The sequence below is a fragment of the Halostagnicola alkaliphila genome, from assembly GCF_055379965.1.
In genome coordinates this window covers 201001-226048 of sequence record NZ_AP043825.1, presented here as the reverse complement: position 1 = coordinate 226048, position 25048 = coordinate 201001, and the positions used below count along the sequence as shown (strand labels likewise).

The 25048-nt window shown below is 57.8% G+C and carries 21 protein-coding genes; 14 read left to right on the top strand and 7 right to left on the bottom strand.

All coding sequences use genetic code 11. From position 1 onward, the window contains the following. Window positions 1-72: 72 nt before the first annotated feature. On the bottom strand, window positions 73-525 hold the full coding sequence (locus ACZ5C7_RS03265) for a MaoC family dehydratase (RefSeq protein WP_464375173.1): 453 nt from the start codon (window positions 523-525) through the stop codon (window positions 73-75). Between the two features lie 465 nt (window positions 526-990). Here ACZ5C7_RS03265 and ACZ5C7_RS03260 point away from each other — a divergent pair, with 465 nt between their 5' ends. From ACZ5C7_RS03260 to dmpG, 8 genes are all read left to right on the top strand, one after another. Next, the gene (locus ACZ5C7_RS03260; protein ID WP_464375172.1) at window positions 991-2040 is read left to right on the top strand and encodes a TAXI family TRAP transporter solute-binding subunit; all 1050 of its coding nucleotides are present in this window, start codon (window positions 991-993) and stop codon (window positions 2038-2040) included. Window positions 2041-2100: 60 nt separating this feature from the next. After that, window positions 2101-4173: a TRAP transporter permease gene (locus ACZ5C7_RS03255; protein ID WP_464375171.1), complete on the top strand. Its 2073-nt coding sequence runs from the start codon at window positions 2101-2103 to the stop codon at window positions 4171-4173. 193 nt (window positions 4174-4366) lie between these two features. Beyond that, window positions 4367-5653, top strand: a complete 1287-nt coding sequence (locus ACZ5C7_RS03250; protein WP_464375170.1) for an aconitase X — start codon at window positions 4367-4369, stop codon at window positions 5651-5653. Beyond that, entirely contained in the window at window positions 5650-6099 is a 450-nt protein-coding gene (locus tag ACZ5C7_RS03245) for an aconitase X swivel domain-containing protein (protein ID WP_464375169.1), read from the top strand. The genes ACZ5C7_RS03250 and ACZ5C7_RS03245 overlap by 4 nt, the downstream gene beginning before the upstream one ends. An 85-nt stretch (window positions 6100-6184) precedes the next feature. Continuing rightward, window positions 6185-7492 (top strand): FAD-dependent oxidoreductase, encoded by a 1308-nt coding sequence (locus tag ACZ5C7_RS03240; RefSeq protein ID WP_464375168.1) that lies wholly within the window; start codon window positions 6185-6187, stop codon window positions 7490-7492. 357 nt (window positions 7493-7849) lie between these two features. Continuing rightward, window positions 7850-9343: an aldehyde dehydrogenase family protein gene (locus tag ACZ5C7_RS03235; RefSeq protein WP_464375167.1), complete on the top strand. Its 1494-nt coding sequence runs from the start codon at window positions 7850-7852 to the stop codon at window positions 9341-9343. 123 nt (window positions 9344-9466) lie between these two features. Next, a complete protein-coding gene (locus tag ACZ5C7_RS03230) occupies window positions 9467-10408 on the top strand; it encodes an acetaldehyde dehydrogenase (acetylating) (RefSeq protein ID WP_464375166.1) in 942 nt (313 codons plus the stop codon). Next, window positions 10401-11438, top strand: coding sequence for a 4-hydroxy-2-oxovalerate aldolase (gene dmpG / locus ACZ5C7_RS03225; RefSeq protein ID WP_464375165.1), 1038 nt, complete (start codon window positions 10401-10403; stop codon window positions 11436-11438). The genes ACZ5C7_RS03230 and dmpG overlap by 8 nt, the downstream gene beginning before the upstream one ends. Before the next feature lie 66 nt (window positions 11439-11504). On the opposite strand, the gene ACZ5C7_RS03220 is transcribed toward dmpG, so the two are convergent. Then, window positions 11505-11876 carry a VOC family protein gene (locus ACZ5C7_RS03220; protein ID WP_464375164.1) on the bottom strand — a complete coding sequence of 124 codons (372 nt, stop codon included), beginning with the start codon at window positions 11874-11876 and terminating at the stop codon, window positions 11505-11507. Between the two features lie 224 nt (window positions 11877-12100). On the opposite strand from ACZ5C7_RS03220, the gene ACZ5C7_RS03215 reads away from it, so the two are divergent. From ACZ5C7_RS03215 to ACZ5C7_RS03205, 3 genes are all read left to right on the top strand, one after another. Next, window positions 12101-13060, top strand: coding sequence for an amidohydrolase family protein (locus ACZ5C7_RS03215; protein ID WP_464375163.1), 960 nt, complete (start codon window positions 12101-12103; stop codon window positions 13058-13060). A 199-nt stretch (window positions 13061-13259) separates the two neighbouring features. Beyond that, window positions 13260-14213, top strand: a complete 954-nt coding sequence (locus ACZ5C7_RS03210) for a VOC family protein (RefSeq protein ID WP_464375162.1) — start codon at window positions 13260-13262, stop codon at window positions 14211-14213. Between the two features lie 177 nt (window positions 14214-14390). Further along, on the top strand, window positions 14391-15173 hold the full coding sequence (locus tag ACZ5C7_RS03205; protein WP_464375161.1) for a 2-keto-4-pentenoate hydratase: 783 nt from the start codon (window positions 14391-14393) through the stop codon (window positions 15171-15173). 122 nt (window positions 15174-15295) lie between these two features. Here ACZ5C7_RS03205 and ACZ5C7_RS03200 read toward each other — a convergent pair whose 3' ends face one another. Together ACZ5C7_RS03200 and ACZ5C7_RS03195 are read right to left on the bottom strand one after the other, a co-directional pair. After that, on the bottom strand, window positions 15296-16072 hold the full coding sequence (locus ACZ5C7_RS03200) for a 2-keto-4-pentenoate hydratase (RefSeq protein ID WP_464375160.1): 777 nt from the start codon (window positions 16070-16072) through the stop codon (window positions 15296-15298). A gap of 142 nt (window positions 16073-16214) precedes the next feature. Then, the gene (locus ACZ5C7_RS03195; RefSeq protein WP_464375159.1) at window positions 16215-16793 is read right to left on the bottom strand and encodes a hypothetical protein; all 579 of its coding nucleotides are present in this window, start codon (window positions 16791-16793) and stop codon (window positions 16215-16217) included. 182 nt (window positions 16794-16975) lie between these two features. Between ACZ5C7_RS03195 and fdhF the strand changes: the two genes are divergently transcribed. Further along, the gene (gene fdhF, locus ACZ5C7_RS03190) at window positions 16976-19093 is read left to right on the top strand and encodes a formate dehydrogenase subunit alpha (protein ID WP_464375158.1); all 2118 of its coding nucleotides are present in this window, start codon (window positions 16976-16978) and stop codon (window positions 19091-19093) included. A 215-nt stretch (window positions 19094-19308) separates the two neighbouring features. Here the strand turns inward: fdhF and ACZ5C7_RS03185 are convergent, their stop codons facing one another. Together ACZ5C7_RS03185 and ACZ5C7_RS03180 are read right to left on the bottom strand one after the other, a co-directional pair. Beyond that, complete coding sequence (locus ACZ5C7_RS03185) at window positions 19309-20244, bottom strand: VOC family protein (protein WP_464375157.1); 936 nt, start codon at window positions 20242-20244, stop codon at window positions 19309-19311. A gap of 588 nt (window positions 20245-20832) precedes the next feature. After that, on the bottom strand, window positions 20833-21594 hold the full coding sequence (locus ACZ5C7_RS03180; RefSeq protein WP_464375156.1) for an IclR family transcriptional regulator: 762 nt from the start codon (window positions 21592-21594) through the stop codon (window positions 20833-20835). A 361-nt stretch (window positions 21595-21955) separates the two neighbouring features. Here ACZ5C7_RS03180 and ACZ5C7_RS03175 point away from each other — a divergent pair, with 361 nt between their 5' ends. Beyond that, a complete protein-coding gene (locus tag ACZ5C7_RS03175) occupies window positions 21956-22735 on the top strand; it encodes an HpcH/HpaI aldolase family protein (RefSeq protein WP_464375155.1) in 780 nt (259 codons plus the stop codon). Window positions 22736-22825: 90 nt separating this feature from the next. On the opposite strand, the gene ACZ5C7_RS03170 is transcribed toward ACZ5C7_RS03175, so the two are convergent. Then, complete coding sequence (locus ACZ5C7_RS03170; protein WP_464375154.1) at window positions 22826-23779, bottom strand: NAD(P)-dependent oxidoreductase; 954 nt, start codon at window positions 23777-23779, stop codon at window positions 22826-22828. Window positions 23780-24078: 299 nt separating this feature from the next. On the opposite strand from ACZ5C7_RS03170, the gene ACZ5C7_RS03165 reads away from it, so the two are divergent. Beyond that, complete coding sequence (locus ACZ5C7_RS03165; RefSeq protein WP_464375153.1) at window positions 24079-25038, top strand: formyltetrahydrofolate deformylase; 960 nt, start codon at window positions 24079-24081, stop codon at window positions 25036-25038. Window positions 25039-25048 lie beyond the last annotated feature (10 nt).

Below are 25048 nucleotides of genomic sequence, written 5' to 3'. Positions count from 1 at the left end.
AGGACTCGGGAATCCTCGGAATTTCTCGAGAGCGGACAGGGCCTCCAAAGTGGACCCTGACGTTTCTCGACGTTACTCGTTTTCAGTTCGTTTCCGCTCGACCAGCGACAGCCCGATCATCGAGAGCACGATATCACCGTCTTGATTCGTGACTTCTCGCAGGGTTTCTATGTGACCGCGGTCCGGCTTGCTTTCGGACGCTTGTTTATCGACAACCTCGACTCGAAGCGAAAGCGTGTCGTCGGGCGTAACCGGGTTTTTCCACCGCAGTTCGTCGACACCGATACCGGCGATCGTCGCGAACTCGTCTCCCATCCCGTCGGCGCTCAGGCGCATGCAGATCGCCGCGACGTGCCAACCGGAAGCGACCAACTCGCCGAAGAGCGAGTCCTTCGCGGCCTCTTCGTCGGTGTGAAACGGCTGCGGATCGTACTGTCGTGCGAACTCGGTAATTTCTTCCTTCGTGACGTGGTAGTCGCCGTATTCTCGAGTCTCACCGACTTCGATATCGTCGTAATACTGCATGCTAGTACGTAGCAGGAAAAATGCAAAAGTGTTCTGTTGTCGTTCATCGTCGTCCCTCCGCGGTCGATCCGCGAACATCGTGAGAAACAGCCTGTCCGACCGGCGGCGATACGCTTCGTCTCGCCGTTCTCGAACTCGTCGGCGGGAGCGACTTCAATACGGTCGACGTCGTTCATAGACCGAACACCTCCGTCGCGTTCCAGCTGGATATTCAAGAGTTACGCTGACCACTCCCGCCGTGCGTGCGCGAAGCTGGCACCTCGGATTCCGAGAGATGGGTCTCAAATGAGCCACCTCCAATCTTCGTCGAACGGGTAACTATTCGGAAAGCCAACCGCAGTGTGACGAGTTCTACCTATCGTCTAAAAGAATGAAAACGCCGAAATCAAGCCCCGTCTACCGACCCTACGAAACAATAGATTTATACTGATGTGCTAATAGCACAGACATAGGTTTGATGATAACATGAGACATGCCACCACTATCGGTCGGCGTCGCTTCCTGAAAGGCACGAGTGCAGCGGGTGCAGTAGGTATCACAACGCTTGCTGGTTGTCTGGGAGAAGGGGGAGGCGAGGACGAATTGGTTATCGGTACCGCCGCCTCAGCGACGGCGAACTACGCGTCAATGCAGGGCTTCGGCTCCGCGGTGAACGAGAATACAGACGACATCTACCTCGACGTGCGTCCCAATGACGGGATGGCCGCCAACGTCGGTGACATGGCACGAGGCGAAATGGATCTCGCGTTGCTCACTGATTACAACGCCCTCCTGATTGAGCGCGGTGAAGACGAATACGCCGATATCGACTACGAACTCACGCAACTACTGAAAACGGCCACGACGGAGTGGATTCTGGTATCTAACGACGAGGACATCACCTCGTACGACGACATCGATGCGGATACCAGCGTCTCTGCAGGTCCGTCCGGTACAGCAGTCATGGACTACTTTGTCGAAATCATGGAGCTACTCGAGATCGAGTTCGACGAGACCCCAGTCGGCTTCGGTGACATGGGCTCTGCTCTCGAAGAAGGGCGGATAGACATCGGACTCTCGGCGACCAACAACGCACCCACGGCCGACGAAGAGGAAGGCACCGATCTAATCACCCCGGGTTGGGTCCAGCAACTACAAGGGTCGTCTGATGTCCATCCTCTCGAAATGGCGGAAGACCAGTTCGAAACTGTTTCCGACGAGTTCACGACGTTCGCCATCGATCCGGACTTGGTAGACGGGTACGATAGTACCCCGGACTCTATTCCGGGAATGGTCCAGACGACGTATCTCTGTGCACCTTCCGATGCGGATGGAGACCTTATTACGACGATGATGGAAACGGCGTGGGACCAGCGCGACGACATGGGCACGTACCACGACTTCCTGACGTTCCACCAGTACGACGACCACTGGACTCGATTCAGTTTCGATGGGTTCCCGTTTCACCCGGCCGCGGCCGACTTCTACGAGGATGTCGGAGCCTGGGACGACGACCTCGAGCGCCTGTCGGAGTAGCGGAACTTCACCCACAATACAAAATATGATACTAGTTATGAATACGGGAGAGGAGCCTGTATGAATTGGACCAATCGAAAGTCGCTCTATCGGTTCGGAGACGGCGTGATCTGGGTTCTCGGAGTCATCATGTCGTTGCTCCTCATCTACTACGCGTTCTCACTGTACGGTGTCCGCACGCAACACGCCAATCTCATCCTCGGCTTGAGCATGGCTATCTATTACATGCTTCAGTTTAGAGAGATCTACGGCGAACAAGAGGCTTCGGATACGATCGATGAGGACAACGTGGCCGTGCCGATTTTTAAATACATCCGCATCGAACAATACCTTCCACAGATCGACGCCGAGGTGAAACATGTGTGGGTAGCCGTCAGTCGGTCGTACGAGAAAATAAAACCGGCACTGTTTCTCACCCTCACGGCGCTCTCGCTGGCGACTGCCCTCTACATTCAGTTTCACTTCTCTCGACTCCTCACCGAGGCCCCTATCGCCGGAAATACCCAACTGGATTTCCTCGTCGGTGCGATCGTCATCGTGCTCGTTACGGACGTCACGACGCGGGCTTTCGGGAAGATCATGGGCGCCGTCGTCGTTATCGGAATCCTCTTCGGTTTCTTAGGCCCGTATCTCCCGGGTCTGTTCTACCACGGCGGTCTCGGTTTGGAACAGATGATCAGAATCGCGGCGATCGGTCTCGGCGGCGTCTACGGGTTCATCCTCGAGATCGGCGCCACCTGGGTCGCGATATTCCTCCTGTTAGCAGGCTTTACAAAGTCCTACGGTATTCTCGATTACATCGTCGAAGTGAGCGAGGAATTCAGTAAACTCACTCGAACCGGAATCGTCCACGTGGCCGTCGTCGCGAGTCTCGGCTTCGGATCGATAACCGGTAGCGGTGCTGCGAACACTGCCACGACCGGGAACTTCACGATTCCCATGATGAAAAAGCAGGGCGTCGATAAGGCCTATGCCGGCGCAGTCGAAACGGTCGCGTCGATCGGCGGTCAACTCGTTCCACCGATTATGGGCGTCGCTGCGTTCATTATGGCCGACCTCGTCGGCGTACCGTATCTCTCGATCGTACAGGCGGGACTGATTCCGGCCTTCCTGTTCTACTTCAGCATCGTCGTGGCCGTCCAACTCCTGATCTTCAAGCACGGCTGGACGTCGAACACGTCGGGCGATGTCGACTATCGTCTCTTCCTCCAGTCCGTTTGGTACATGATCCCGTTCGCTGTTCTCATCTATCTTCTCGCAGTGTTGCGGTTTAGCCCGCTAATTGCTGGCTACTACACTGTGCTATCACTGATAGGCGTCTTCTTCGTCAAAACGATCGTCGAAGACGGGAGAGACGGCGCGAGAGAGGCCACCGTCAAAACGGTACACGGGCTCCGACAGGGTGCCGTCGACATGGCCGCACTGATCGCCGTACTCGGATCCATCGGGATTCTCATCGAAGTGCTAACGCAAACTGGATTCGCACAGCGTTTGAGTACGTTCATGGTCGGGCTCGCCGGCGGGAATCTTCTCCTCCTGCTCGTTCTGGCGATGATCGTTAGCCTGCTGTTCGGTCTCGGAATGCCGGCACCGGCGGCGTATATCCTCACCGCGTCACTGGCGGCGACCGCTATGGTCGGCTTCGGTATCAGGGATATTACCGCCCACATGTTCGTGTTCTACTTCGCGCTGTACGCATCGTTCACACCACCTGTTGGTCCGTCAACGATCATCGCGGCGAAATTAGCGGAAGCGTCGTACCTCGAGACGGCGAAGCAGTCGATGCGACTCGCCTTCCCCGGGTTCCTGATCCCGTTCGTATTCATCGCTAACGATTCGTTGATCTATTGGGAGAGCCCGGTTACCGTACTCTTGCTACTGACGACCGTCGTCTGTGTCATCGGCCTCTGTATGAGCATGTTCGCATTCGACGGCCGGAACCATCTCTCGACGATCCACCGGGTCATATTCCTCGTGCTCTCGCTGCTCGGTATGTTCGGTACCCAGCTTGGAGTGTTCGATACGTACCTGTACCAGGTTGCGGTCGCCGCCATGCTGGCGACGTTGATGGCCGTGAGTTATTTCATCTCACCGAGGATGGAGACTTCCGGCCTCACAGCGCGCTCCGACTAGTCGAATTCGTTCCCCGATTTAGGGATCTTTTTCGCCAAAATACCGACAAAAGCTTTTAGCCACTGATAAAGTAATAGTGCATGTGTATTATGAACACACACGGGTTAGTTGTGCGGAGAAAACATGTTACGAAACAGACTGTAACGGGGATCGGACCGTCTCGTTCACCCGATCGGGATTCGAGTGACCAGCGATGGAATTAGATCCCGACGAACGGGCCATGCTGAACGGTGAGGAAGGTCCCGCCAAACAGGTGGCGATGGATCTACTGATCAGGTACGCCGAAGCGCTAGACGCCGACCGCCTCATCGACACGGACAACGTTGCTGGCGTCCCCGGAGCGGTCAACGAATTCCTCGAGAACTACTACGGTGGGGAGAGTACCAGTCACGACGAAATATTCTCGCGATACGATCTCGATAGCGATCGGGTCGTTGACGTCCCCGATACCGAGGCCGGTGCCACCCGACTGCAGGGGAAGGTCGAACCCAAACATTGGGACGAGCTGGGAACCGACCAGAAAAACGCCGAACTGGACCGTATAAGCGAGGAATTCGCCGCCGACCACGATGTCGAAGTTCTGAAGACGTGTACGCCGTACCACGCGGGAAACCTCCCGTCGTACGGGGAACACTGTGCGTGGATGGAGTCGTCGGCCGTCGTGTTCATCAACTCCGTCCTCGGTGCGCGGACGAACGTCGAGGGACGTGAGAGCACCAGTGCCGCGATGCTCACGGGGAAAATCCCCGACTGGGGGCTCCATCGCGATGAGAACAGGTACGGAACCCACCGGATAGAAGTCGACGTGCCGGTCGACGACATCATGAATTGGGGGATGCTGGGCTATTTCGTCGGTAAACACATCCAGGAAGACATCCCCGTTCTGGTCGGTGACTACGGGAGTCCGAGCCGGGTAGAGCACAAGCACTTCGGCGCCTCTGCGGCGACCTCCGGCGGGATCGAACTCTACCACGTCGTCGGCGAAACCCCGGAAGCCGAGACCGAGGCCAGTGCGTTCGGTCCCAACGAACCGGAGAACGTCTATCGCTACAACGAGGAGGCCCGCGGGAAGGTGTACGACGAACTCAATGCTATCGGTGACGACCGCGACATCGACTTCGTGATGCTGGGCTGTCCGCACTACTCGATAGAACAGGTACGGGAAGCCAGTCGTCTCCTGGAGGGGGACGAGCTCGACGAAGACGTCGAACTGTGGCTGTTCGCGTCTCGAAAGGTTCGGGATCAAGCCGAACAAGAGGGGCACGCGGACGTGATCCGTGCCGCCGGCGGGAAGATGATGACCGATACGTGTTCGTCGATGAGTCAGGCCGTCCCGCCGGAGACCGACGTCGTCGCGCTCGATTCGGCCAAGCAAGTTCACTATCTTCCGGCCATCATGGACGTCGAAGCGTGGTTCGGCTCGACCGAAGACGTCATCGACGCGGCTGTCTCCGGTTCCTGGGACGGTGAGCGGCCATGACCGACGAGACGATTGTTCTCGAGGGACGCCCCGTCGTCGACGGTTATATCGAGGCGGAGGCCATCGTCACCGACGAGACGATCTCCGGCTGGGGTGGCGTCGATCCGGAACACGGGACGATTATCGAAATGCGCCACGAACTCCACGGCGAATCGTTCACGGACAAGGTGCTCGTGTTCCGAGGGGCGAAAGGCTCCTCGGGCTGGTCGTCAGTCTTTCACACGACGCGGCTGGCCGATACCGCACCCGCTGCGATGATCTACGAAGAGACGACCACGAAAGTGGCGCTCGGGGCTGTCGTCACGCGGGTGCCTGCCGTGACAGACCTAGACGAGGATCCGACAGAAATCATCGACAACGGCGATCTAGTTGCCGTCGACGGTGACGAGGGTATCGTAACGATCACGAAACGCGCTGGCTCCGGCGACGGGGACGTACCAGAGTAACCGGCAGATCCGATCACGAACCGGACATCATCAGGGACTCTGGCCCCAAGCCAGGGTTCGTCAACGGACAGGGAAACACACTACAATGACAGAAGACATCCAGACGGATACGGTATCCAAATCGGAACAGGACGAACGAACGCACATCGAAGCCGATATCTGTGTCCTCGGCGCGGGAATATCAGGCGTTTCGACCGCGTTAGAGGCTGCCAAGTCGGGTGCAGACGTCGTCTTGGCCGACGCTTCGCAGTCGATCGGCGGTCAGGCGGTCGGCTCGATCATCGGGACGCTCATCGGACTGTACTCCCACGGTGACGACCCCTATCAGCTCACTCACGGCATCGCTGACGACCTCATCGAGGACTTGGAACCGGAGGGGTCGATTCAGCGGCTCAGTGCCCAGACTTCGGAACTCTCGACGGTCCTGTTCCAGTACGACGAAGTCGAACTCCAGCGGTGGATGGAACGAAAGTGCCAACAGCATGGCGTGCGAACGCTGCTCGCTGCGATACTCACTGATGCGGAGTTCACCGACCGTCGCGTGGACCATCTCGATTTCACGACGCGGTACGGTTCAGTTAGAGTCGAAGCGGACGGATTCGTCGACGCCTCCGGCGATGGGAGCCTCTGTTGGGAGGCCGGACTCAAGCTACGCGAACCCAACGAACCGGTGTACGGCTCGCTGAACTTTCTCATCGAGGGGTACGACACCGACGCTGTTGGGGACTTCTCGATGGACGACGTCCACGATCGGCTCGAGGAAGTTGGCGAGGAGTACGATCTCGTCCGGGAAGACGGCCACTTGATGCACTTTCCCGAGAAGGATTTCATGCTGGCTAACATCACTCACATCGAGACGCCGCTGGACCCGCTCGGGTACGGTAATATGGTATTCGAGGGACGCCGGCAGGCCGACAAGACAGTCGAGTTCCTGCAAACTGAGTTTTCCGAAATCTTCGAGGGCGCGAGCGTTCGCCGCTACGGGAATCCCGGGATCCGCCAAACCCGTTGGATCAAGAGCCGTGAGCAACTGACGCTCGACGACCTCCGGGAGGGGCACCGGCCAGACGACGCCGTCGCGCGCGGTTCGTGGTCGGTCGAGCTCCACGACACCCCAGAAGACGTTCACTGGGAGCACTTCGAGGACGGCCACGTCTACTACATCCCGCTGTCCTGTATGATACCCGAGGGAGCGGACAACATCGTCACGGTCGGCCGCTGTGTCGATGCCGATACCGAAGCCCTCTCGGCGATCCGGATAATGGGTATCTGTATCGCGATGGGAGCTGCCGCTGCACACAGTCTCGATCTGGCGGGTTCGGACCCGGTATACGAGATCGACATGGACGACCTCCAAGAGCGGCTGTACGATAACCTCGAACGAACCGACTAATCACCGATTGTGCTCTTCTATCCGATTTCGGCACAGAAACGGGGTAATCGAAATCGTTCGGAGCGAACAGCGAGTGCGACGGCCCTCGCTACTTGCACACTGGCTATCCCGGCTGCGTCGGGCGAACGCTATCGCTCGAACCAGTACGAGTACCTCATCTTTGTGCAGCCACAGGGAATGTGCGATTGGAACCGATATGATCGGATTCGATCCGATCCGCGATCACACGCAATAGTCCTCGAGCGTTCAGGCGGTCTCCGCGTGCGGATCGTACTCGCTGGAACGACAACGGTATCAATCGACTCCGACAGTGCTAACCCATAAAACTCAAGCAAGTAGAGATGTAACCATTGCTCGATGACTAAACAGGCTACTCGGCCAGACGAACCCGAGATATCCATTGACGGTGACTGGAATGCGCTCTTTATCGACGGCGAATGGCGCTCCGTCGACGATCGAGAGCGGGTTGCCGTGGAGAACCCGGCAACGAGAGAAACGGTCGCTCAGGTTCCGTTGGGGACGGTTGAGGACGTCGATGACGCGTATGACGCGGCGGTCAGCGCACAGGAAGCGTGGGCCGAAACGACACCCGACGAGCGTGCCAAAGTGGTGCGAACGGTCGCAGAACTGCTGGAAACTCACGCCGAAGAGATCCGCGAAATCCTCGCAGTCGAAGCGGGAAGCGCTCCGCCCAAGCTAGATATCGAACACGGCGGTGCCGTGACGTTCGTCCACGATGCGGCGTCGTTCCCATTTCGCATGTCCGGCCGGCACAACCAATCGAAGATTCCGGGTAAGGAAAACATCATCCAACGCGACCCGGCCGGCGTCGTCGGCGTCATCAGCCCGTGGAACGTACCGCTAAAACTCGCGATTCGCGCCGTCGCTCCCGCCATCGCCCTCGGGAACAGCGTCGTTCTCAAGCCGCCGACCGAGACGCCGATATCGGGCGGACTCGTCATCGCTCGGTTATTCGAAATGGCCGGATTGCCCGACGGGGTCCTAAACGTCGTTCCCGGCCACGGCACCGTGGCGGGCGACCGGACGGCGTCCCATCCCGACAGCGACGTCGTCGCCTTCACCGGCTCGACCGGAGCCGGACGACTCGTCGGTGAAAACGCCGTGAACCACTTCGCGCTCCCGGCGCTGGAATTGGGCGGGAACAACCCGCACGTCGTCCTCGAGGACGCCGACCTCGACGCCGCGGTCGACGCCGGGACGTTCGGTTCGTTCTGGCACCAGGGTCAGGTCTGCATTTCGATCAATCGCCACCTCGTCCACGAGTCGCTCTACGACGAGTACGCAGAGCGGCTCGCGAACCGCGCGGCCGAACTCCCGATCGGCGATCCGACCGACGAGGAGACGGTCATCGGGCCGATTATCAACGAAGAACAGCGTGACGAGATCGTCGAATACATCGAGCAAACGATCGACGAAGGCGCGACGCTCGAGGCCGGCGGCGACTACGACGATCTGTTCGTCGAACCGACCGTCCTCACCGGCGTCGAAAACCACATGGCTGCCGCCTGCAACGAGCACTTCGGACCCGTCGCGCCGATCATCCCGTTCAGTACGGACGAGGAAGCGATCGAACTCGCGAACGCGACCGAATACGGACTGGCGGGCTCGGTCCATTCGGCGGACCGCGGTCGCGCTCGCGACGTTGGGGACCAGATCGAGGTGGGAATGATGCACGTCAACGACCAACCGGTCAACGCGGAGCCACACACGCCGTTCGGCGGCAAGAAGGACTCCGGTATGGGTCGGTACAACGGCGACTGGATCATCGACAAATTCACCGAAGTGAAGTGGACATCGGTCCAGCGCGAGTCGCGCGATTACCTGTTCTAAGCGCACCGAGGCGACTCCGAAATATTCGGAAAAGACTCTCCGAGGATCGATACGCCACTTCCATCGCGATCACCTCATCCGCTTTGCAGTAGTACTAAATATCGCTAATACGACTGTTACCGTATGGCAGTGAACGCCGCGATAGTCGGTCCTGGAAACATTGGCACTGACCTCATGTACAAGATCCTCGATCGGAGCGATTCGATCGATCTACAGCGGATGATCGGGATTTTTCCGGTGGACGAGTCCGAGGGGCTTCAGGCCGCCGTCGACGAAGGGATCGACGTGGGAACGAACGGAATCGACAGCGTCCGAGAACACGCCGACGAATTCGACGTCGTCTTCGAGGCCACGAGCGCGTCGGTCCACGAACAGCAGGCGCCGGTGTACGAGGAACTCGACCTGTTCGCAATCGATCTCACCCCCGCGGCAGTCGGTCCGTACACGGTCCCTGCCGTCAACATGGACGACGTCACGAACAGCGGGAACAACATCAATATGGTCACCTGCGGCGGACAGGCGACGATTCCGCTCGTCCACGCGGTGAACCGAGTCGCCGACGTCGAGTACGCGGAAATGATCTCGACGATCTCTTCGGAAAGCGCCGGCCCCGGAACCCGCCAGAACATCGACGAGTTCACCCAGACCACCGCCGCCGGCCTCGAGGAAGTCGGCGGCGCCGACGAGGGGAAAGCGATCATCGTCCTCAATCCTGCAGAACCGCCGATACTAATGCGAAACACGGTGTATACGAAAGTGTCGGACACGACCGACGTAGACGACGTACGCGACTCGGTGGCCGAAATCGAGAGCGAAATTCAGTCGTACGTCCCCGGATACGAGGTAACCCTTGAGCCGAGCGTTAAGGATCAAGACGATGTCGGCTTCGACCTCGGCGATTCGATCGTCATCACGACGATGCTCGAAGTAGAGGGAGAGGGACAGTACTTACCGCCGTACGCCGGAAACCTCGATATTATGACCAGCGCCGCGCTCGGTGCGGCAGAACGGATCGCGGAACACTCCGCTGAGGCGCGGACCGTCGGGGGTGATGCCGATGACTGAACGCGACGTTCGACTCGTCGACATGACGCTTCGCGACGGCATGCACGCCGTCGACCACCAGTTTACGCCGGACCAGATGGCGGACATCGCGAGCGCCCTCGACGAATCTCAGATGGACGTGGTCGAAGTCTCCCACGGCGACGGCATGGGCGGCTCGTCGATCAATTACGGATTCTCGGCGGCGGATACGGCAGAATACCTCGACGCGGTCGTCCCCGAGCTAACTGATACCGAGCTGTCGGTGCTGATGCTACCCGGAATCGGAACCGTTGAAGAGATCGACCTCGCAGTCGACCGCGGTGCCGACATCTGCCGCATCGCGACGCACGTGACGGAAGCGGACGTCTCCGCCGAACACTTCGAATCTGTAACGGACAGGGGACTCGAGGCGAACGGACTCCTGATGCTTTCGCACATGGAGCCGCCGGAAAAGGTGTTAGAACAGGCCAAGCTCATGGAAGAATACGGCGCAGACGCGGTATACGTGATGGATTCGGCGGGGGCGATGCTCCCCGAAGACGTTCGCGAGCGCGTGGGACTGCTCGCCGACGAACTATCGATCGACGTCGGATTCCACGCGCACAATAACCTCGGCCTCGGGATCGGGAACACGCTCGCCGGTATCGAAGCCGGAGCAACGACAGTGGACGGCTGTCTTCGCGGCCTGGGTGCCGGCTCCGGGAACGCGCAGATGGAAGTGCTCGTCGGCACCCTCGAGAAAGCAGGGTACGACGTGACGCCCGATTTCTTCAGTACGATGGACGCCGCAGAGGACGTTCTGGTTCCGATGTTGACCGAGGAAACGATGCCCGAACTCGATAACGACTCGCTCGTTCTGGGCTATGCGGGCGTCTACTCGTCGTTCCTGCGACACACTCGACGCGTCGGCGAGAAATTCGACCTCGATCCTCGAGAAATCCTCGTCGAACTGGGCGAGATGGGCGTCGTTGGCGGGCAAGAAGACATGATCACCGACATCGCCGCGAGTATCGCGGAGGAACGAGCGGACGAAGTCGAGGCCGACGACTAACGGGCTCTCGAGTGGTCCCGTCTCGTTTTGCTAACCGATCGGAGAAGCGTCGCGAACCGCCGGTCGTCAGTCGAATTCCTGAACCAGTTCGATACCGTAGCCGTCCGGATCCTCGATGAACGCCACTCGAGCGTTCGCGCCGTCCGAGGTGAGCGGACCCCGCCGAACCCGACAGCCCGTTTCTTCGACGAGTCGCTCGACTTCGGCGTCGGTATCGTCGACTTCGATTGCCACGTGGTCGAACCCGTCCGAGGACGCCTCACGGTCCGGATGGGATTTGAACTGAATCTCCGTGTCGGAGTCGCCGGCAACGAACACATTGTGAGCCCCCTCGCCGCTCTCGAATTCGCGCGTCTTCTCGAGGCCGAGCGAATCGACGTAAAACGACAGGGTCTTATCGATGTCCGATACCCACAGCGCACTATGTATAACGTCCATAGGAGTAGATAGATAGCTGAAAACATAAAATCGTCGGAACAACGCGGTGAGACGAGCGACGGTCGAGGGCTCGCGCCGACTGAGTACGAGACGGGGAAGAGCTCGCCGTATGGACGTGAGGTTTATATGACGGCTATTCGTTAGTAGTTATGTATCATCGGTATCACAACCCGAGTGCCGTATCGGAGGAGACGGGTTCGACGACCGCTCACATACTTCCAACGATGAAAATCGACGCATTCACCCACGCGCTGACGGAACGGTTCTACGAAACGTTGCTCGAGGAGTACGAATTTCAAGGTCTCAGCGGTTCGCCGTCGTTCTTGTGGGATCTCGATCAGCGCCTCGAAGACATGGACGAGTTCGGCATCGACAAGCAGGTGATCACGATCGCCCTGCCGCCGATCTGGCAGGGGATGGGCGACGAGACGGCGCTGGAACTCACGAAATTAGCGAACGACGAGATCATGCGTATCGCCGATCAGCACCCCGATCGGTTCGTCCCGGTCGGAACGATTCCGAAGGTCAACGACGAGTTCATCGACGAGTTCGATCGGTGTGTCAACGACCTCGACATGGCCGGCATCCAGATCTTTTCGAACATCGACGGCAAACCGTTGGATAGACCGGAGTTCGATCCGCTCTTCGCGAAAGCCGACGCCGAAAACACGCCCTTGTGGATCCACCCGCAACTGTTCGAGTGGTACGACTGGGCGAGCGAATACATGGATCACCGACTCTTCGGCTGGCCGTTCGATACCACCCTCGCGCTCTCGCGACTCGTGTTCGGCGGAGTCGTCCAGAAGTACGATATCGACATCGTGTCGCACCACGGCGGCGGCATGATCCCCTACTTCAGCGGACGTATCGACGGGTTCTACGAGACCCGCATGCAGTACCCGGACAACTACGCCGATACCGATCTACCCGACTTAGAGCAACCGGTGAGCGACTACTTCGGCGAGTTTTACGCCGATAGCTGTCTCGGAAATTCCGTGTCGGCTCACGAATGCGCGTACGACCTCTTCGGAGACACGTTCATCTACGGCACTGACTACCCGTTCGGTCCGGGTCGAGGACGCGCGGGGATCGAAAACGGACTCGACGCCATCGAGGAGATGGATATCGACGAAACGGAACGAGAGCAGATCTATTCACAAAACCTCCTCGAGTTGATCGAGTAGCGCGCTCGAACGGCAGCCCGTTGCATATTTTGTCGTCGATATCGGAGTACTCGGTCGTCCGATGTCCGGTTCGATAGCAGGCGACCGGAGGAAAATACCTATATATCTGTCTTACGAACAGTTTTAGCAAGCCGCCAACGGTGGTTTGTGTCAACAGGAGACACAGGAACGCGGCTATCACTAGCTGGTGATATGAATGATGAAGTCACAAATCGCAAAACTCGGCCACGTCGCGATACACACGCCCGACCTCGAGGAATCGCTCTGGTTCTTCAACGAGGTTCTCGGGCTTCAAATAGTCGAACAGACCGACGATACCGCCTATCTCCGCGGCCAACGAGACTGGGAACATCACACGCTGAGCGTTACGGAATCGGGACAAAAAGGAGTCGATCACATCGCGTTTCGAACGTCCAGTGCCGACGCGTTAAGCGAACTCGCCGACCAATTCGAGACGGAGGGCACCGACGTTACCTATCTCGACGCGGGAGTCGAACCGGGACAGGGAGAAGCGATTCGAATCGAGAAGTTCGGCCACCCCTACGAATTCTATTACGAAGTCGACAAGCCTCAACCTCCCGAAGACCAACGGTCGGGTCTCAAGAATCGTAACTACACTGAAGCGGTCGCGAATCGAATCGCGCCGCGGCGCATCGACCACGTTCACGTCCAAGACCCGACCGAAACGGCTACGGACCACGCAGTCTGGTTGGAGGACGAACTCGGATTCCGACTGAACGAGCGATACCGAGCGGAAGACGGCGAACTCTGGGGGTGGTGGCTCGCGGTGACGCCGCTGCCGCACGATATTGCGATTCACCGGGAACCGCCGGGAACGACCGAAGGGTTCCATCACCTCTCCTATCACCTCGATAGCCTCAACGAACTCTGGAGCGCCGCCGACATCCTGAGCGAACACGGCATCGAACCGGACGGCGGTCCGGGTCGTCACGCGATTACGCGTGCGGACTTCTTGTACGTGTCCGATCCCGCAAGCGGGTTCCGCATCGAACTGTTCGCAGGCCCCGGATACCTCAACTTCGAACCCGACTGGGAGCCGATCGAATGGACAGAAGAAGACATCGGTGGCGAGACCAACCACCAGTGGGTCGGCCAAGGACCCGCATGGGACGGCCTCGACTACGTTAATTGAACGCGATCACCAACTCGACACGGCGTTCGACTTCAAGACAACGTATCGGAGCGGAATCCGAGTCGATCCGACCATTTCGGATTTCGGTCGCGCTCATCGTTATTCATCGTTGAAACGAGACTATCGATGCGGAAGAGGCGGAACACTAAATAAGCAATCACCGAAAGAACAAACCGGATGACTCTTAGCAAAGACGAAACGACCGAGTTCGCGGAATCGCTTTACGAGGCACAGAAAACGAGTTCGCCGATTCCACCGATTACGGACGAAAAAGAGATTTCAGTGGACGAAGCCTACGAAATACAATCAGGAGTCGTCGACCGCATTTGCGGCGACGACGGACGGATAACCGGTCACAAGCTGGGCCTCGTAAGCGAGGCGAAACAAGAACAGCTCGGAATTCAGGAACCGATATTCGGCTCCGTAACCGAAGAAACCGTCCTCGACGGGACGACGATACCGACCGACTCGCTGATTTCCCCCCGACTCGAGGCCGAAATCGGCCTTATCCTCGACGAGGACATCTCCGCGCCGGTAACCCCGACCGATATCCTCACGGCCACGCGCGCCGTCGTTCCGGTCGTCGAGATCCTCGAAAGCCGATTCCAGGGGTGGACTATCCCGTCGGCCCAAGACGTCATCGCCGATAACACGTCGGCCGGTCGCGTCTTCGTCGGCGAAACGCTCCACGACGTGACCGACGTCGACCTCGCGATGGAAAGCGTCGTCGTCTCGGTCAACGGGGAAATAGAGGCGACGGGAGTCGGCGCGGATATCATGGGACACCCCGCTCGAGCCGTTGCTTGGCTCGGAAACAGACTCGACGAACTCGACGAAGGGCTGGAAGCGGGCGAGGTTATCCTCACCGGCGGTATCAACGCTGCAATCGACATCGAACCGGGCGACGTCTATCACGTCAAGTTCGCGAACATCGGAGAGATTACGCTCACCGCCGAGTGAACACCGGGTTGTCCGCTGTTCTCGTGTGACAATGATCCGATTTTTGTCCGCTCTCATCAGCCACAGTGAGTCTCAGTGAGACGGTGAAAATGCTCCCTCGAAGACGGCCGAAACACCGTTCGTTACTCGACGGTCGCTGTGATCGTCCCGATCGAAGCGAATTCGGCCGTGAACACGTCTCCGGGTTCGATATCGACCGCGGGTGTCAACGAACCGCTCAAAATGAACTGCCCGGCCTCGAGCGTCTCTCCCAAATCGGCGAGCGTGTTCGCGAGCCACGCGACGGCTCGTGCAGGATGATCGAGAACCGCTGCGCCGACACCTGAGGCCTCGAGCTCGCCGTTGTGATAAAGTTTCAGACCCTCCAGCGAGAGGTCGATTCCGTCGACGGCGCTTCTCGTCTCGCCGGTGAGATACAACGCAGACGACGCGTTGTCCGCGATGGTATCCTGAATTCGGATATCCCAGTCGCGAACGCGACTATCGATCACTTCGAGAACCGGAACGACGAACTCCGTCGCGGCCAGGACGTCGAGGGACGACACCGGCGGCTCGAGATCCTCGCCGATCATGAAACCGATCTCGGGTTCGATACGCGGTTCGATCAGTTCGTCGCCGGGAATTTCCCGTCCCTCGACAAACATCGTATCTAACAACCGACCGAAGTCGGGTTCGGGGACGCCGAGTTGGTCGCGGATCGCCGTGCTCGTAAGCCCGATCTTGTGGCCGACGAGAGACGCACCGTCCTGCAGACGACGATCGACGAGGTTCGATTGGATGGCGTAGGCATCCTCGGTCGTCAGGTCGTGCGCTTCGGTGAGCCTATCGATGGGGTCGTTCGTTTGCAGTGCTTCGTAGAGCGATCCCGCAAGTCGATTTCGGGTCTCGTCGTCAAGCATACGTGTACAAGAAGCGGTCACCAGCAAATAGATTGGGGTATGAAGCGAGACGAACGCCGCATCGTCCGCGTCGGGAAGCGGCGAAACGGAGAACACTCCGGCGGAGTTGCGTCTCGATCTCCGCGTTCGAACGCGGTGATCGCTACTCGTTTCCCACCCGACGCCCGTTCATCTGTATCTGCCACAGCGCCCGGTATAGCGTCTGAAGCGTACACTCGCACCGATCGGCGACCGATCGACACACCTGCAGATATCGATCGTAATCGGTCGGCGACGGAGGCGACGGATACTCCCGCGAGAGTTCGCCACACCGTCGTAACGATTGCCACTCGGACTCGCTCAATACCAGATAGGTTTCCGGATCGAGGAACTGCAAGAACGCGGTCGCGACCGAAACGTCAACGCCGGTCAGATCCGTGAGACATTCGAGTTTCGCTCCCGTCGTCTCGCACTCGAGCGCGCCGTCGATTGCCCCCTGGATGTCGTCGAACTCGTTATCGCCGAAGGCGTCTTCGGCTTCGCGTCGTTCGGCATCAGGATAGTCACCCAGAAACCGCCGGTAGTACCACTGTACGATCCACTCTACGTCGCGGCGCCCGTACGAACCGCTTTCCAGCGTCGAGGGGAGCATCTCGAGGTGGTCTGCCTCGACCCCGGCGAGGGGTTGGGTGTCCGGATACGCTTCGACGAGGCGACCGACAGATTCCGCGGAGAGATCCATACCATCAGGTACGTGTGGCAGGTGCGTGAATGTTGTCCTCGGAACCGCCACCCGACGGACGAACGGTCGCTTACGAAAGCGACGGACAGTCCGACGAATCGAGACGGGTTTGAGAGAAAGGTTCATACCGTGGGAAGAGTTAGTATGCCGTATCATGCTCCATAACCAAGCAGGTGATCACGATGTCGACGGATGACACAGATTCTCCCACCAAAACGATCTGCCCGTACTGCGGCGTCGGATGCGGGATTCAGGTCCAACAGGGCGAGGAACCCGACGACGTTCGGTTCATGCCCTGGGGGGACGCGCCGGTCAACGAAGGTCGAATCTGTATCAAAGGCGGTGCGGCGACAGAAGTCATTGCCCACGAAGATCGGTTGACCGAGCCGCTGATCAAGGAAGACGGTGAGTTTCGTGAGGCGACTTGGGACGAGTGCTACGAGTACATCGTCAGCGAACTCGAGCGGATCCGATCAGAGTACGAGCCCGACGCGATGGGGTTTTTCGGCTCCTCGAAGACGATGAACGAGGAGAACTACCTCCTCCAAAAGCTGGCTCGGCGATACGGCACCAACAACGTCGACAACTGCACGCGCATGTGTCACGCGTCGACAGTGTGGGCGCTCCGGACCAGTCTGGGTGCCGGCGCGATGACGAACAGTATGCAAGATCTTCGCGACGAAACGGACGTCTTCTGGATACAAGGGGCGAACCCCGGCGAGCAACATCCGATCGCCAACAGTCAATACTTCCGGCAGGCGATGCTCGACGGTGCGACCGTTATCCAAGTCGATCCGCACGCGAACAAGACGACGCAGTCGTTCCAAATCGACGATACGGAGCGGCACATGCACCTCCAGTTGAACCCGGGAAGCGATATTCCGCTGTTGAACATCGTTCTCAAGACGGTTCTCGAGAACGATTGGATCGACGAGGAGTTTATCGCGGAGCGAACCGAGGGATTCGACGACCTCAAAGCGACGCTCGAAGACTTCGACAAGGAAGCGGCCGCTGAGGAGTGTGGCGTCCCACTTGAGGACATCGAGTTAGCCGCGGAAAAGTACGCGACGGCCGGCAACGCGGCGATCTTCACCGGGATGGGGATGAGCCAGCATCGGTGCGGCGTCGACAACGTTCAAAACGAGATCAATCTGGCGCTGGTCACGGGCAATCTCGGTCGGCCCGGAACGGGCGTCAACCCGTTGCGCGGACAGAACAACGTGCAAGGAACCTGTGACGTCGGAGCGATGCCCAACGTCCTGCCCGACTATCAGCTGGTCGACGACGACGAGGCCCGCAAATCGGTCGAAGACGTCTGGGGCTTCGAGGTCCCGCCCGAGCCGGGCTTGACCAACGTCGAAATCTCACACGAGTTCGGAGATTCGATCAAAGGGGTGTACGTCATGGGCGAAAACCCGGTCATGAGCGAGCCCGACGCGAACCGGGTCGCCGAACGAATCCAGGACCTCGAGTTCATGGTCGTCCAGGACATCTTCATGACCGAAACTGCAGAGTACGCGGACGTGATCCTCCCGGCGACGTCGTGGGCCGAACGAGACGGGACCGTCACCAATACCGACCGCCACGTCCAGCGGATGCGCGGAATCGACAAAGTCTACGAAAACACCCGCCACGACCTCGACATCCTCTCGGAAGTCGGAACTCGTCTGTTCGGCGATGAGAAGTTTGATTTCGACGGACCTGAAGCAGTCTTCGAAGAGTTGCGACAGGTTTGTCCGAGCTACCACGGCATGACCTACGACCTGCTCGGCGAAGCGGGACTTCACTGGCCGTGCTACGAGCCCGGCGACGAGGGCGACCCGTTCCTCTACGAGGAGGAGTTCGATACGGAAAGCGGGCTGGGACACATCGAAGGCGTGAATCACACCCCGCCGGCCGAGACACCCGACGACGAGTACCCGCTCGTCCTGACGACCGCTCGCCTCGAGGAACACTACAACACGGGGACGATGAGCCGTCGATCGCCGACACTCAACAAACAGACGCCCGAGAACTTCGTCGATATCCACCCCAACGACGCCGAGCAGTACGAAATCGAAACCGGTGACGAAGTCACGCTCAGATCTCGACGAGGGCAAATTACCGTCGAGGCGCAGGTCACCGAAGATATCAAGGAAGGCGTCGTCTGGACGACGCCCCACTTCGCGGCCGCCTCCGCGAACAAGCTCACGAACGACGTCCTCGACGACCGAGCGAAAATCCCCGAGTACAAGGCCGCTGCAACCGATATCGAGGTTACACTCGAGAACGACAGCTCCGGAACACCGGCCGACGATTAACGGGGTACTTCGATTCGAATTTAACTAATTGATCGAGTCGGCGACTCTTGGGGGACCGATTACGTAACCGTCGTCTACTCAGTTCCGAGAGTATAACCGATAGCTGATAATTAGAAGGTCGCTCGCTCGCGGTTGTCGAGACGAATCAGACAACCCGGGAATCGAGAGACGCCGGTCACGGGCCCCTCGGCGATCTGGCCGCGCTTGCGACGTTCTCAGTTGTATTTCACGGTATCCAATCCCCTGATCTCGCCGATCCATTGTCGGTCGTCTAAGTCGCCTTCCTGCCAGGCGATGGGCTCCCAGTTCGGATCGAACACCAGGTAGCCGCGGACGTTGAATTCTACCCGGTGACCGCTCGAGTCGTCCCTAACGTAGAGGAATTTGCCCCTCGAGATCGAATGCTGGCCGAGTCCATCGATCGGATACCCGCGTTCGTTCATCGTATCCGCCGCATTGAACAGATCTTCCGCGCTCTCCGACGTGAACGCGATATGGTGTAATCCTGGACAGTCGTCCTCGCTCTCGCCCTGAATAACCGCGACCTCAATTTTGTTCTTTGATGCACTCAAAAAGGTACCCCAGCGCGATCCGTCTTTTTCATCATAATATTCCATTACCGACAATCCGAGCGTCTCCTGCATCCATTCGGCAGCTTTCAACGCGTCCGTGTCCCAAATTTGAACGTGATCGACGCGAAGGGGGGCGATCGCGCTCGTTTCATCCGAAATGTACGATTTGTTTTTCAGCTTCGACCGCCGCTGCTTCGGCGGGTCGGGTTTTTCCATCTCGTGGTAGATCTCGAACTCGTGGCCGTGTGGAACCTGAAACCGAATCGCCTCCCCTTGCCCGAGCTCTTCGCCGGCTTCCAATCGCTCCACCTCGATACCCTGTTCGCGGAGTCGCTCTGCGAATCCGTCGATGCTTTGGTGATCCTCCGTTTGCCAACCGATGTGATCGACGCGGGCGGAACCGGTTTCGGTAAGTCGGAGCGAATGGTGATCGAACTCTTCGACGCCACGGAGATACGCCGTGTCACCGTCTCGTTCTACCTCCTCGAGGCCGACCGAATCTCGGTAAAACCGAAGCGAATCTTCGAGATCGGGTACTTCGAGTGCGACGTGACCGAGACGGGACAGTTCCGGAGACATAGATAGCGAGATGCGATCCACCATAATAATTCATTCGATATGGTAGATGTTCGCGGGAAACACGGCATCCTCAGATAGCGCGTTTACTCTCGTTGCACGGTAAACAGACATTTAATGCGGCCCGATCCAAATCACGTTTCGAAATCTGCGACCGGTCCGAAGGGGTGCCGGCTCGAAGTTGTCTATCCGACTTACTCGGATGGAGAATGCGGCTGGACGGTGCTTCTACGCGCTAGTCAACGACCGCCTCCCATCGTATTGCGGAGTTCAAACTATACACCCCACACTATTTCGTTAATTGATCAGCTAGTACTAGGAAAATAGTACCGATATAAGCGGAGAGATCCTTTCCGATGCAAACCGTATTGAGAGCGGATGCTTTTATTAGCCAATTTTCGTGTCTTTCATTTCTCACCACACCATCTTTTACAACGGTACAATGTAATTCTAAGAGGGATCATCGTCCGAGAAGGTTTCCGATTATTTCGGAAATTTTCGATAGCAGCGGTTCCATCGTCTCCACGACGACTGTTCGCCTCTATGCGACGCCGAGAGAAAGTAGGGGGTTTCGACTGGCCGATTCTCGAGTTATTCGCCAAATTGGTAGTTTATCGTCACTGTCTCCTCCATTTCTTGCAGCTTCCGCAATAATTCGTTCTGGTATTGTTCGTCTTGAATACGTCCGGTCGGGACGACGATTCCGAACGATCCGAGCACTTGATCGTCAATCAGAATTGGAACCGAAGCCATACCCATGCCGATAACCTGCTCGTTCCAGTCGACGGCATACCCTTTGTCCCTAATTTCGTCTAATTCGTCCTTCAGCCGATCGAGATCGGTTATCGTATACTCCGTTCGCTGTTCGAGGCCGCGTTCGGCGATAATCTCGTCCACTCGTTCATCCGGTAAATGTGCTAGTATCGCTTTCCCCGTGGCAAGCGTGTGAAGCGGAGTTGCAGCTCCTGTATGCGTCCCGAGACTCAAGGCCTGTTTCCCCTCCTCCTGGTGAAAGACCACCGCGATCCCGTTGTTCTCGATCGTCAATCCGACCAATTCGTTCGTCTCGGCGGCGATTCGCTTCATCTCGGGTTTCGCGACCTGGAAGAGACGATTTCGATATTTCATCTTCCCTCCGATTGTGAGAAAATACGAACTCAGAAAATACTCTCCATTTTCGCGCGTAACGTACTTCGTGTCGCTCAGCGATCGGAGGTAATCATAGACGGTACTATCCGGAAGGTCCATGCGGTTGGCCAACTCGGTGGGACCCGCACCGTCTAACTCCCACAGGAGCTCCAATATTTCAAACGCCCGGTGAATCGTTGTGAGTGAGCTTGTCTTGCGTGCCATAGGGAGACATTGAACCGGATGCGTATTGTAATTTCCGATGTATTCGGAAACGGTCGTCGGTGGTCGAGAGTGGACTTCGCAACGAACGGGGCCAGACTAAACTGCATTGAACACAACTATTAACACGTTGGAGACTGAGTGAGTATTTGAGGGGTAGAGTACCTCATCACTTCCCTAGCCCTGGGAGGTCATCAGCCATCTGAGAACCATACCCCTCCGTAGCTCATATTCGGTGAGACTCATAGCTCACCCCGGTGGCCTCATTCTTTGACCGGTTCGGCGGAAATACCGACAACCGCGTGTCGCGGCGTTCTGGGACCGGAATGTATATTGTAGTGTACCATCCAATGAGTAGTACACGATGGACCAGACAAACGATTTCCGAAGAGCGATCGAAAACAATGGATCCGTACTCGGGGCCAGAGCCTCGACGTTCTCACCCGCCGTGATAGAAATCTACGGAGAATTGGGGCTCGACTTCGTCTGGCTGGACTTCGAGCACATGGGACCCAGCCCGTACGATAGCACGATGTTCGAAGAGTTAACGCGCGCCGCCGATGTCGGCGGAATCGAGTTGTTCGTGCGACTCCCCTCTGCAGACCCGTCGCTCGTTCGAAAAGTCCTCGATACGGGCGTTCGAAATATCCTCATTCCCCGAATTGACGACGCCGAAGAGGTTCGAAAAGCCGTAAAGGCATCCCGATTCGTTTACGAAGGCGAACCCGGGGAGCGCGGAATGGCCAGCGGAAGAGCGCGAACCTGGGGATTTTCTGAGGACTACGTCTCGACCGAAGACGACGAAGTGTGTCTCGGAGTGATGATCGAGAAGACGACCGCCGTCGATAACTTGGACGAAATAGTATCCGTCCCCGAACTCGGGTTCGTATTCGTCGGCCCGTCAGATCTCTCGGTACAAATGGGCCATCCGACGAACAAAAACCACCCAGACGTCACGTCACAAATCGGGGAAATAGAGGAGGCCTGCAAAGCGGCGAACGTTCCGATGGGGTGTATCGCGAACAGTCCCGACAAGATCGAATCCGTCGTAGAAGACGGCTACCAGATCGTCCGTATGGGAGGCGACCTTTCGGCAGTGAAAAATACCTTAGGGGAACGACTGAGCGAAATCGGCGAATTGTAACCGCGACGCGATCAAATCTGTCGCAGCGAACACCGGTTTGACCGTCTCAAAACGTTTCACTCGAAAACCGCCGGACACGTTCCGCGACCGTTATTTTTCTGCCGTCGCGATATACCGCTCGGAGAGACGCTCTCCGTCTATTATTCGCGTCACGTTCGACGCAAGCTGGTCGATATTTTCGGAGCGAGCTTCGGTCGTCATCGCGGCCACGTGCGGCGTTACGACGACGGTATCTAACTCGAGAAGCTCCGAATCGGAATCGAGCGGTTCCGTCGCAAAAACGTCCAATCCGGCCCCCGCGATCGAGTTCGAGGAGAGTGCGTCTAGTAGTGCGTCTTCTCGAACGAGGGGGCCGCGACCCGTATTGATGAGCACCGCGGAGGAATCCATAATGGACAGCTCCCGTTGATCGATGATATGACGCGTTTCGTCGGTTAGCTCAGCCGTGAGTATGACCACGTCGCTTTCCTTGAGAAGCGTTCCCAATGACGCCTCCTCGCCGCCGACCAGTTCGGTGTCGATACTCGGGACGTACGGATCGTACGCGAGAATGTCGACGTCGAACCCCGAAAGGATTGTGCCGACTCGTTTTCCAACGTCTCCGAATCCGACGATACCTACCGTCGATCCCGACAGGTTCGATCCGAGCGAATACTCGTCTCGCCACCGATCCGTCGCGATAAGGTCCCGGGCCGCCGTGAGACGACGGAGCGTCGCCAACGTGAGACAGAGCGTGTGCTCCGCCACCGAGAGGGCATTGTGTCCCGGCGTGTGCGTGACCGAAATATCGGTAGCTTCGGCTGCGTCGAGATCGATCGAATCGATTCCGGTTCCGAGTTTGCCGATGACTTCGAGCTGCGGCGTCTGCTCGATTACTTCCGCCGAAAAGGGAATGCGGGACGTAACGAGCGCAACGTCATAGCCAGCGATCTGTCGCGCGTATTCGTCGTTGTCTATCCCAACGGTGGCCTCCCACGAATCAGGCAATTGATTGAGAAGCCGCGAAGTGGGAGTAATGTCTTGATCGATGATTACCTGAACCATGCTACAGATCATCTTCACAAGCACTTGATTGTACCGGTCAAGTTTATAAATCGTTCCCACAGTTACGTCGGAAGCTCGAGAGAGACTTGAGGACGATCATATCGTGCACAAAGAAAAACGTCGGCGGTATCGTTCCTCAAATACGTCCGACCGGTTCCGTCCCTCGCCGAATCGCTATTCTGGACCCACGTTGAAGAAGCGACAGAGATTGGGCTGAAAAAGAGGGTCTATGGCGGTAGATTTTTGGTCGAGAACGTATTCTATCCATACGACCGCAACTGACAGCGGCAGTGTTAGAGATGGATACGAAACTAACCGAAATAACAGTCGTCGGTGACGACGATACTGGCCTTTTAGCACGAATCACGACCCTCCTGTTCGAGAACGATATCAACATCGAAGATCTCGATCAAGAGGTGAAAGACGACGTGTTTCGGATGACGATGCGCGTCGACACATCCGAAATGAACTGTTCGGAAAGCGAACTCGAGGACGATTTAGCGGAGCTGTGTGACGAGCTAGACGTCGATTTGCGGGTTCGATTCACGGACGACGACGAGTGTGAGTCCCTCGCGGTGCTCGTAACGAAAGAGAGTCACTGTCTCCAAGCGTTGCTCGAGGAGGACGAAAGCGGCGAACTCGATGCCAACATCGACGTCGTGATCGGCAATCACTCCAAACTGCGACCACTGGCCGAACAACACGACGTCCCATTTCACGATATCGGCGACGGGGAAGGCGTGCCGGACGAAGACGAACTGCTCGAATTGCTCGACGAGTACGACGTCGACCTGATCGCACTCGGACGATACATCCGCATTCTCAGTCCGGACGTCGTCTTCCGCTACCAGAACCGTATTATCAACGTTCATCCAAGTCTGCTTCCCGCGTTCCCCGGTGCGGCAGCTTATATGCAGGCGATCGAAGAAGGCGTCCGAATCGCCGGCGTCACGGCGCACTACGTGACGCCGGATTTGGACCAAGGTCCGATCATCACGCAACGAGCGTTCAACGTTCCCGACGACGCGACCGAATCGGAACTAGAAGACCGCGGGCAGCCGCTCGAAGCTGATGCGCTGATCGAGGCGATCAAACTTCATCTGAACAACGACGTCGTCGCCGGAAAGGGACGAACAAACGTTCAGGCCGACGATACGGAGCTCGGCCTCCCCGAAGAAATCAACGAGTTAAATCCCGACGGTCCGGTAGACAAGGACTCGATCAAAGCACAAAATCTGGCCGAACCAGCCGACGACTGACGACGCGTAA

What these genes read in the sequence shown, in the direction of transcription:
- ACZ5C7_RS03265 (WP_464375173.1), bottom strand. Translation starts at nt 525, where the DNA reads ATGCAGTATTACGACGATATCGAAGTCGGTGAGACTCGAGAATACGGC.
- ACZ5C7_RS03260 (WP_464375172.1), top strand. Translation starts at nt 991, where the DNA reads ATGAGACATGCCACCACTATCGGTCGGCGTCGCTTCCTGAAAGGCACG.
- ACZ5C7_RS03255 (WP_464375171.1), top strand. Translation starts at nt 2,101, where the DNA reads ATGAATTGGACCAATCGAAAGTCGCTCTATCGGTTCGGAGACGGCGTG.
- ACZ5C7_RS03250 (WP_464375170.1), top strand. Translation starts at nt 4,367, where the DNA reads ATGGAATTAGATCCCGACGAACGGGCCATGCTGAACGGTGAGGAAGGT.
- ACZ5C7_RS03245 (WP_464375169.1), top strand. Translation starts at nt 5,650, where the DNA reads ATGACCGACGAGACGATTGTTCTCGAGGGACGCCCCGTCGTCGACGGT.
- ACZ5C7_RS03240 (WP_464375168.1), top strand. Translation starts at nt 6,185, where the DNA reads ATGACAGAAGACATCCAGACGGATACGGTATCCAAATCGGAACAGGAC.
- ACZ5C7_RS03235 (WP_464375167.1), top strand. Translation starts at nt 7,850, where the DNA reads ATGACTAAACAGGCTACTCGGCCAGACGAACCCGAGATATCCATTGAC.
- ACZ5C7_RS03230 (WP_464375166.1), top strand. Translation starts at nt 9,467, where the DNA reads ATGGCAGTGAACGCCGCGATAGTCGGTCCTGGAAACATTGGCACTGAC.
- dmpG (WP_464375165.1), top strand. Translation starts at nt 10,401, where the DNA reads ATGACTGAACGCGACGTTCGACTCGTCGACATGACGCTTCGCGACGGC.
- ACZ5C7_RS03220 (WP_464375164.1), bottom strand. Translation starts at nt 11,876, where the DNA reads ATGGACGTTATACATAGTGCGCTGTGGGTATCGGACATCGATAAGACC.
- ACZ5C7_RS03215 (WP_464375163.1), top strand. Translation starts at nt 12,101, where the DNA reads ATGAAAATCGACGCATTCACCCACGCGCTGACGGAACGGTTCTACGAA.
- ACZ5C7_RS03210 (WP_464375162.1), top strand. Translation starts at nt 13,260, where the DNA reads ATGAAGTCACAAATCGCAAAACTCGGCCACGTCGCGATACACACGCCC.
- ACZ5C7_RS03205 (WP_464375161.1), top strand. Translation starts at nt 14,391, where the DNA reads ATGACTCTTAGCAAAGACGAAACGACCGAGTTCGCGGAATCGCTTTAC.
- ACZ5C7_RS03200 (WP_464375160.1), bottom strand. Translation starts at nt 16,072, where the DNA reads ATGCTTGACGACGAGACCCGAAATCGACTTGCGGGATCGCTCTACGAA.
- ACZ5C7_RS03195 (WP_464375159.1), bottom strand. Translation starts at nt 16,793, where the DNA reads ATGGATCTCTCCGCGGAATCTGTCGGTCGCCTCGTCGAAGCGTATCCG.
- fdhF (WP_464375158.1), top strand. Translation starts at nt 16,976, where the DNA reads ATGTCGACGGATGACACAGATTCTCCCACCAAAACGATCTGCCCGTAC.
- ACZ5C7_RS03185 (WP_464375157.1), bottom strand. Translation starts at nt 20,244, where the DNA reads ATGTCTCCGGAACTGTCCCGTCTCGGTCACGTCGCACTCGAAGTACCC.
- ACZ5C7_RS03180 (WP_464375156.1), bottom strand. Translation starts at nt 21,594, where the DNA reads ATGGCACGCAAGACAAGCTCACTCACAACGATTCACCGGGCGTTTGAA.
- ACZ5C7_RS03175 (WP_464375155.1), top strand. Translation starts at nt 21,956, where the DNA reads ATGGACCAGACAAACGATTTCCGAAGAGCGATCGAAAACAATGGATCC.
- ACZ5C7_RS03170 (WP_464375154.1), bottom strand. Translation starts at nt 23,779, where the DNA reads ATGGTTCAGGTAATCATCGATCAAGACATTACTCCCACTTCGCGGCTT.
- ACZ5C7_RS03165 (WP_464375153.1), top strand. Translation starts at nt 24,079, where the DNA reads ATGGATACGAAACTAACCGAAATAACAGTCGTCGGTGACGACGATACT.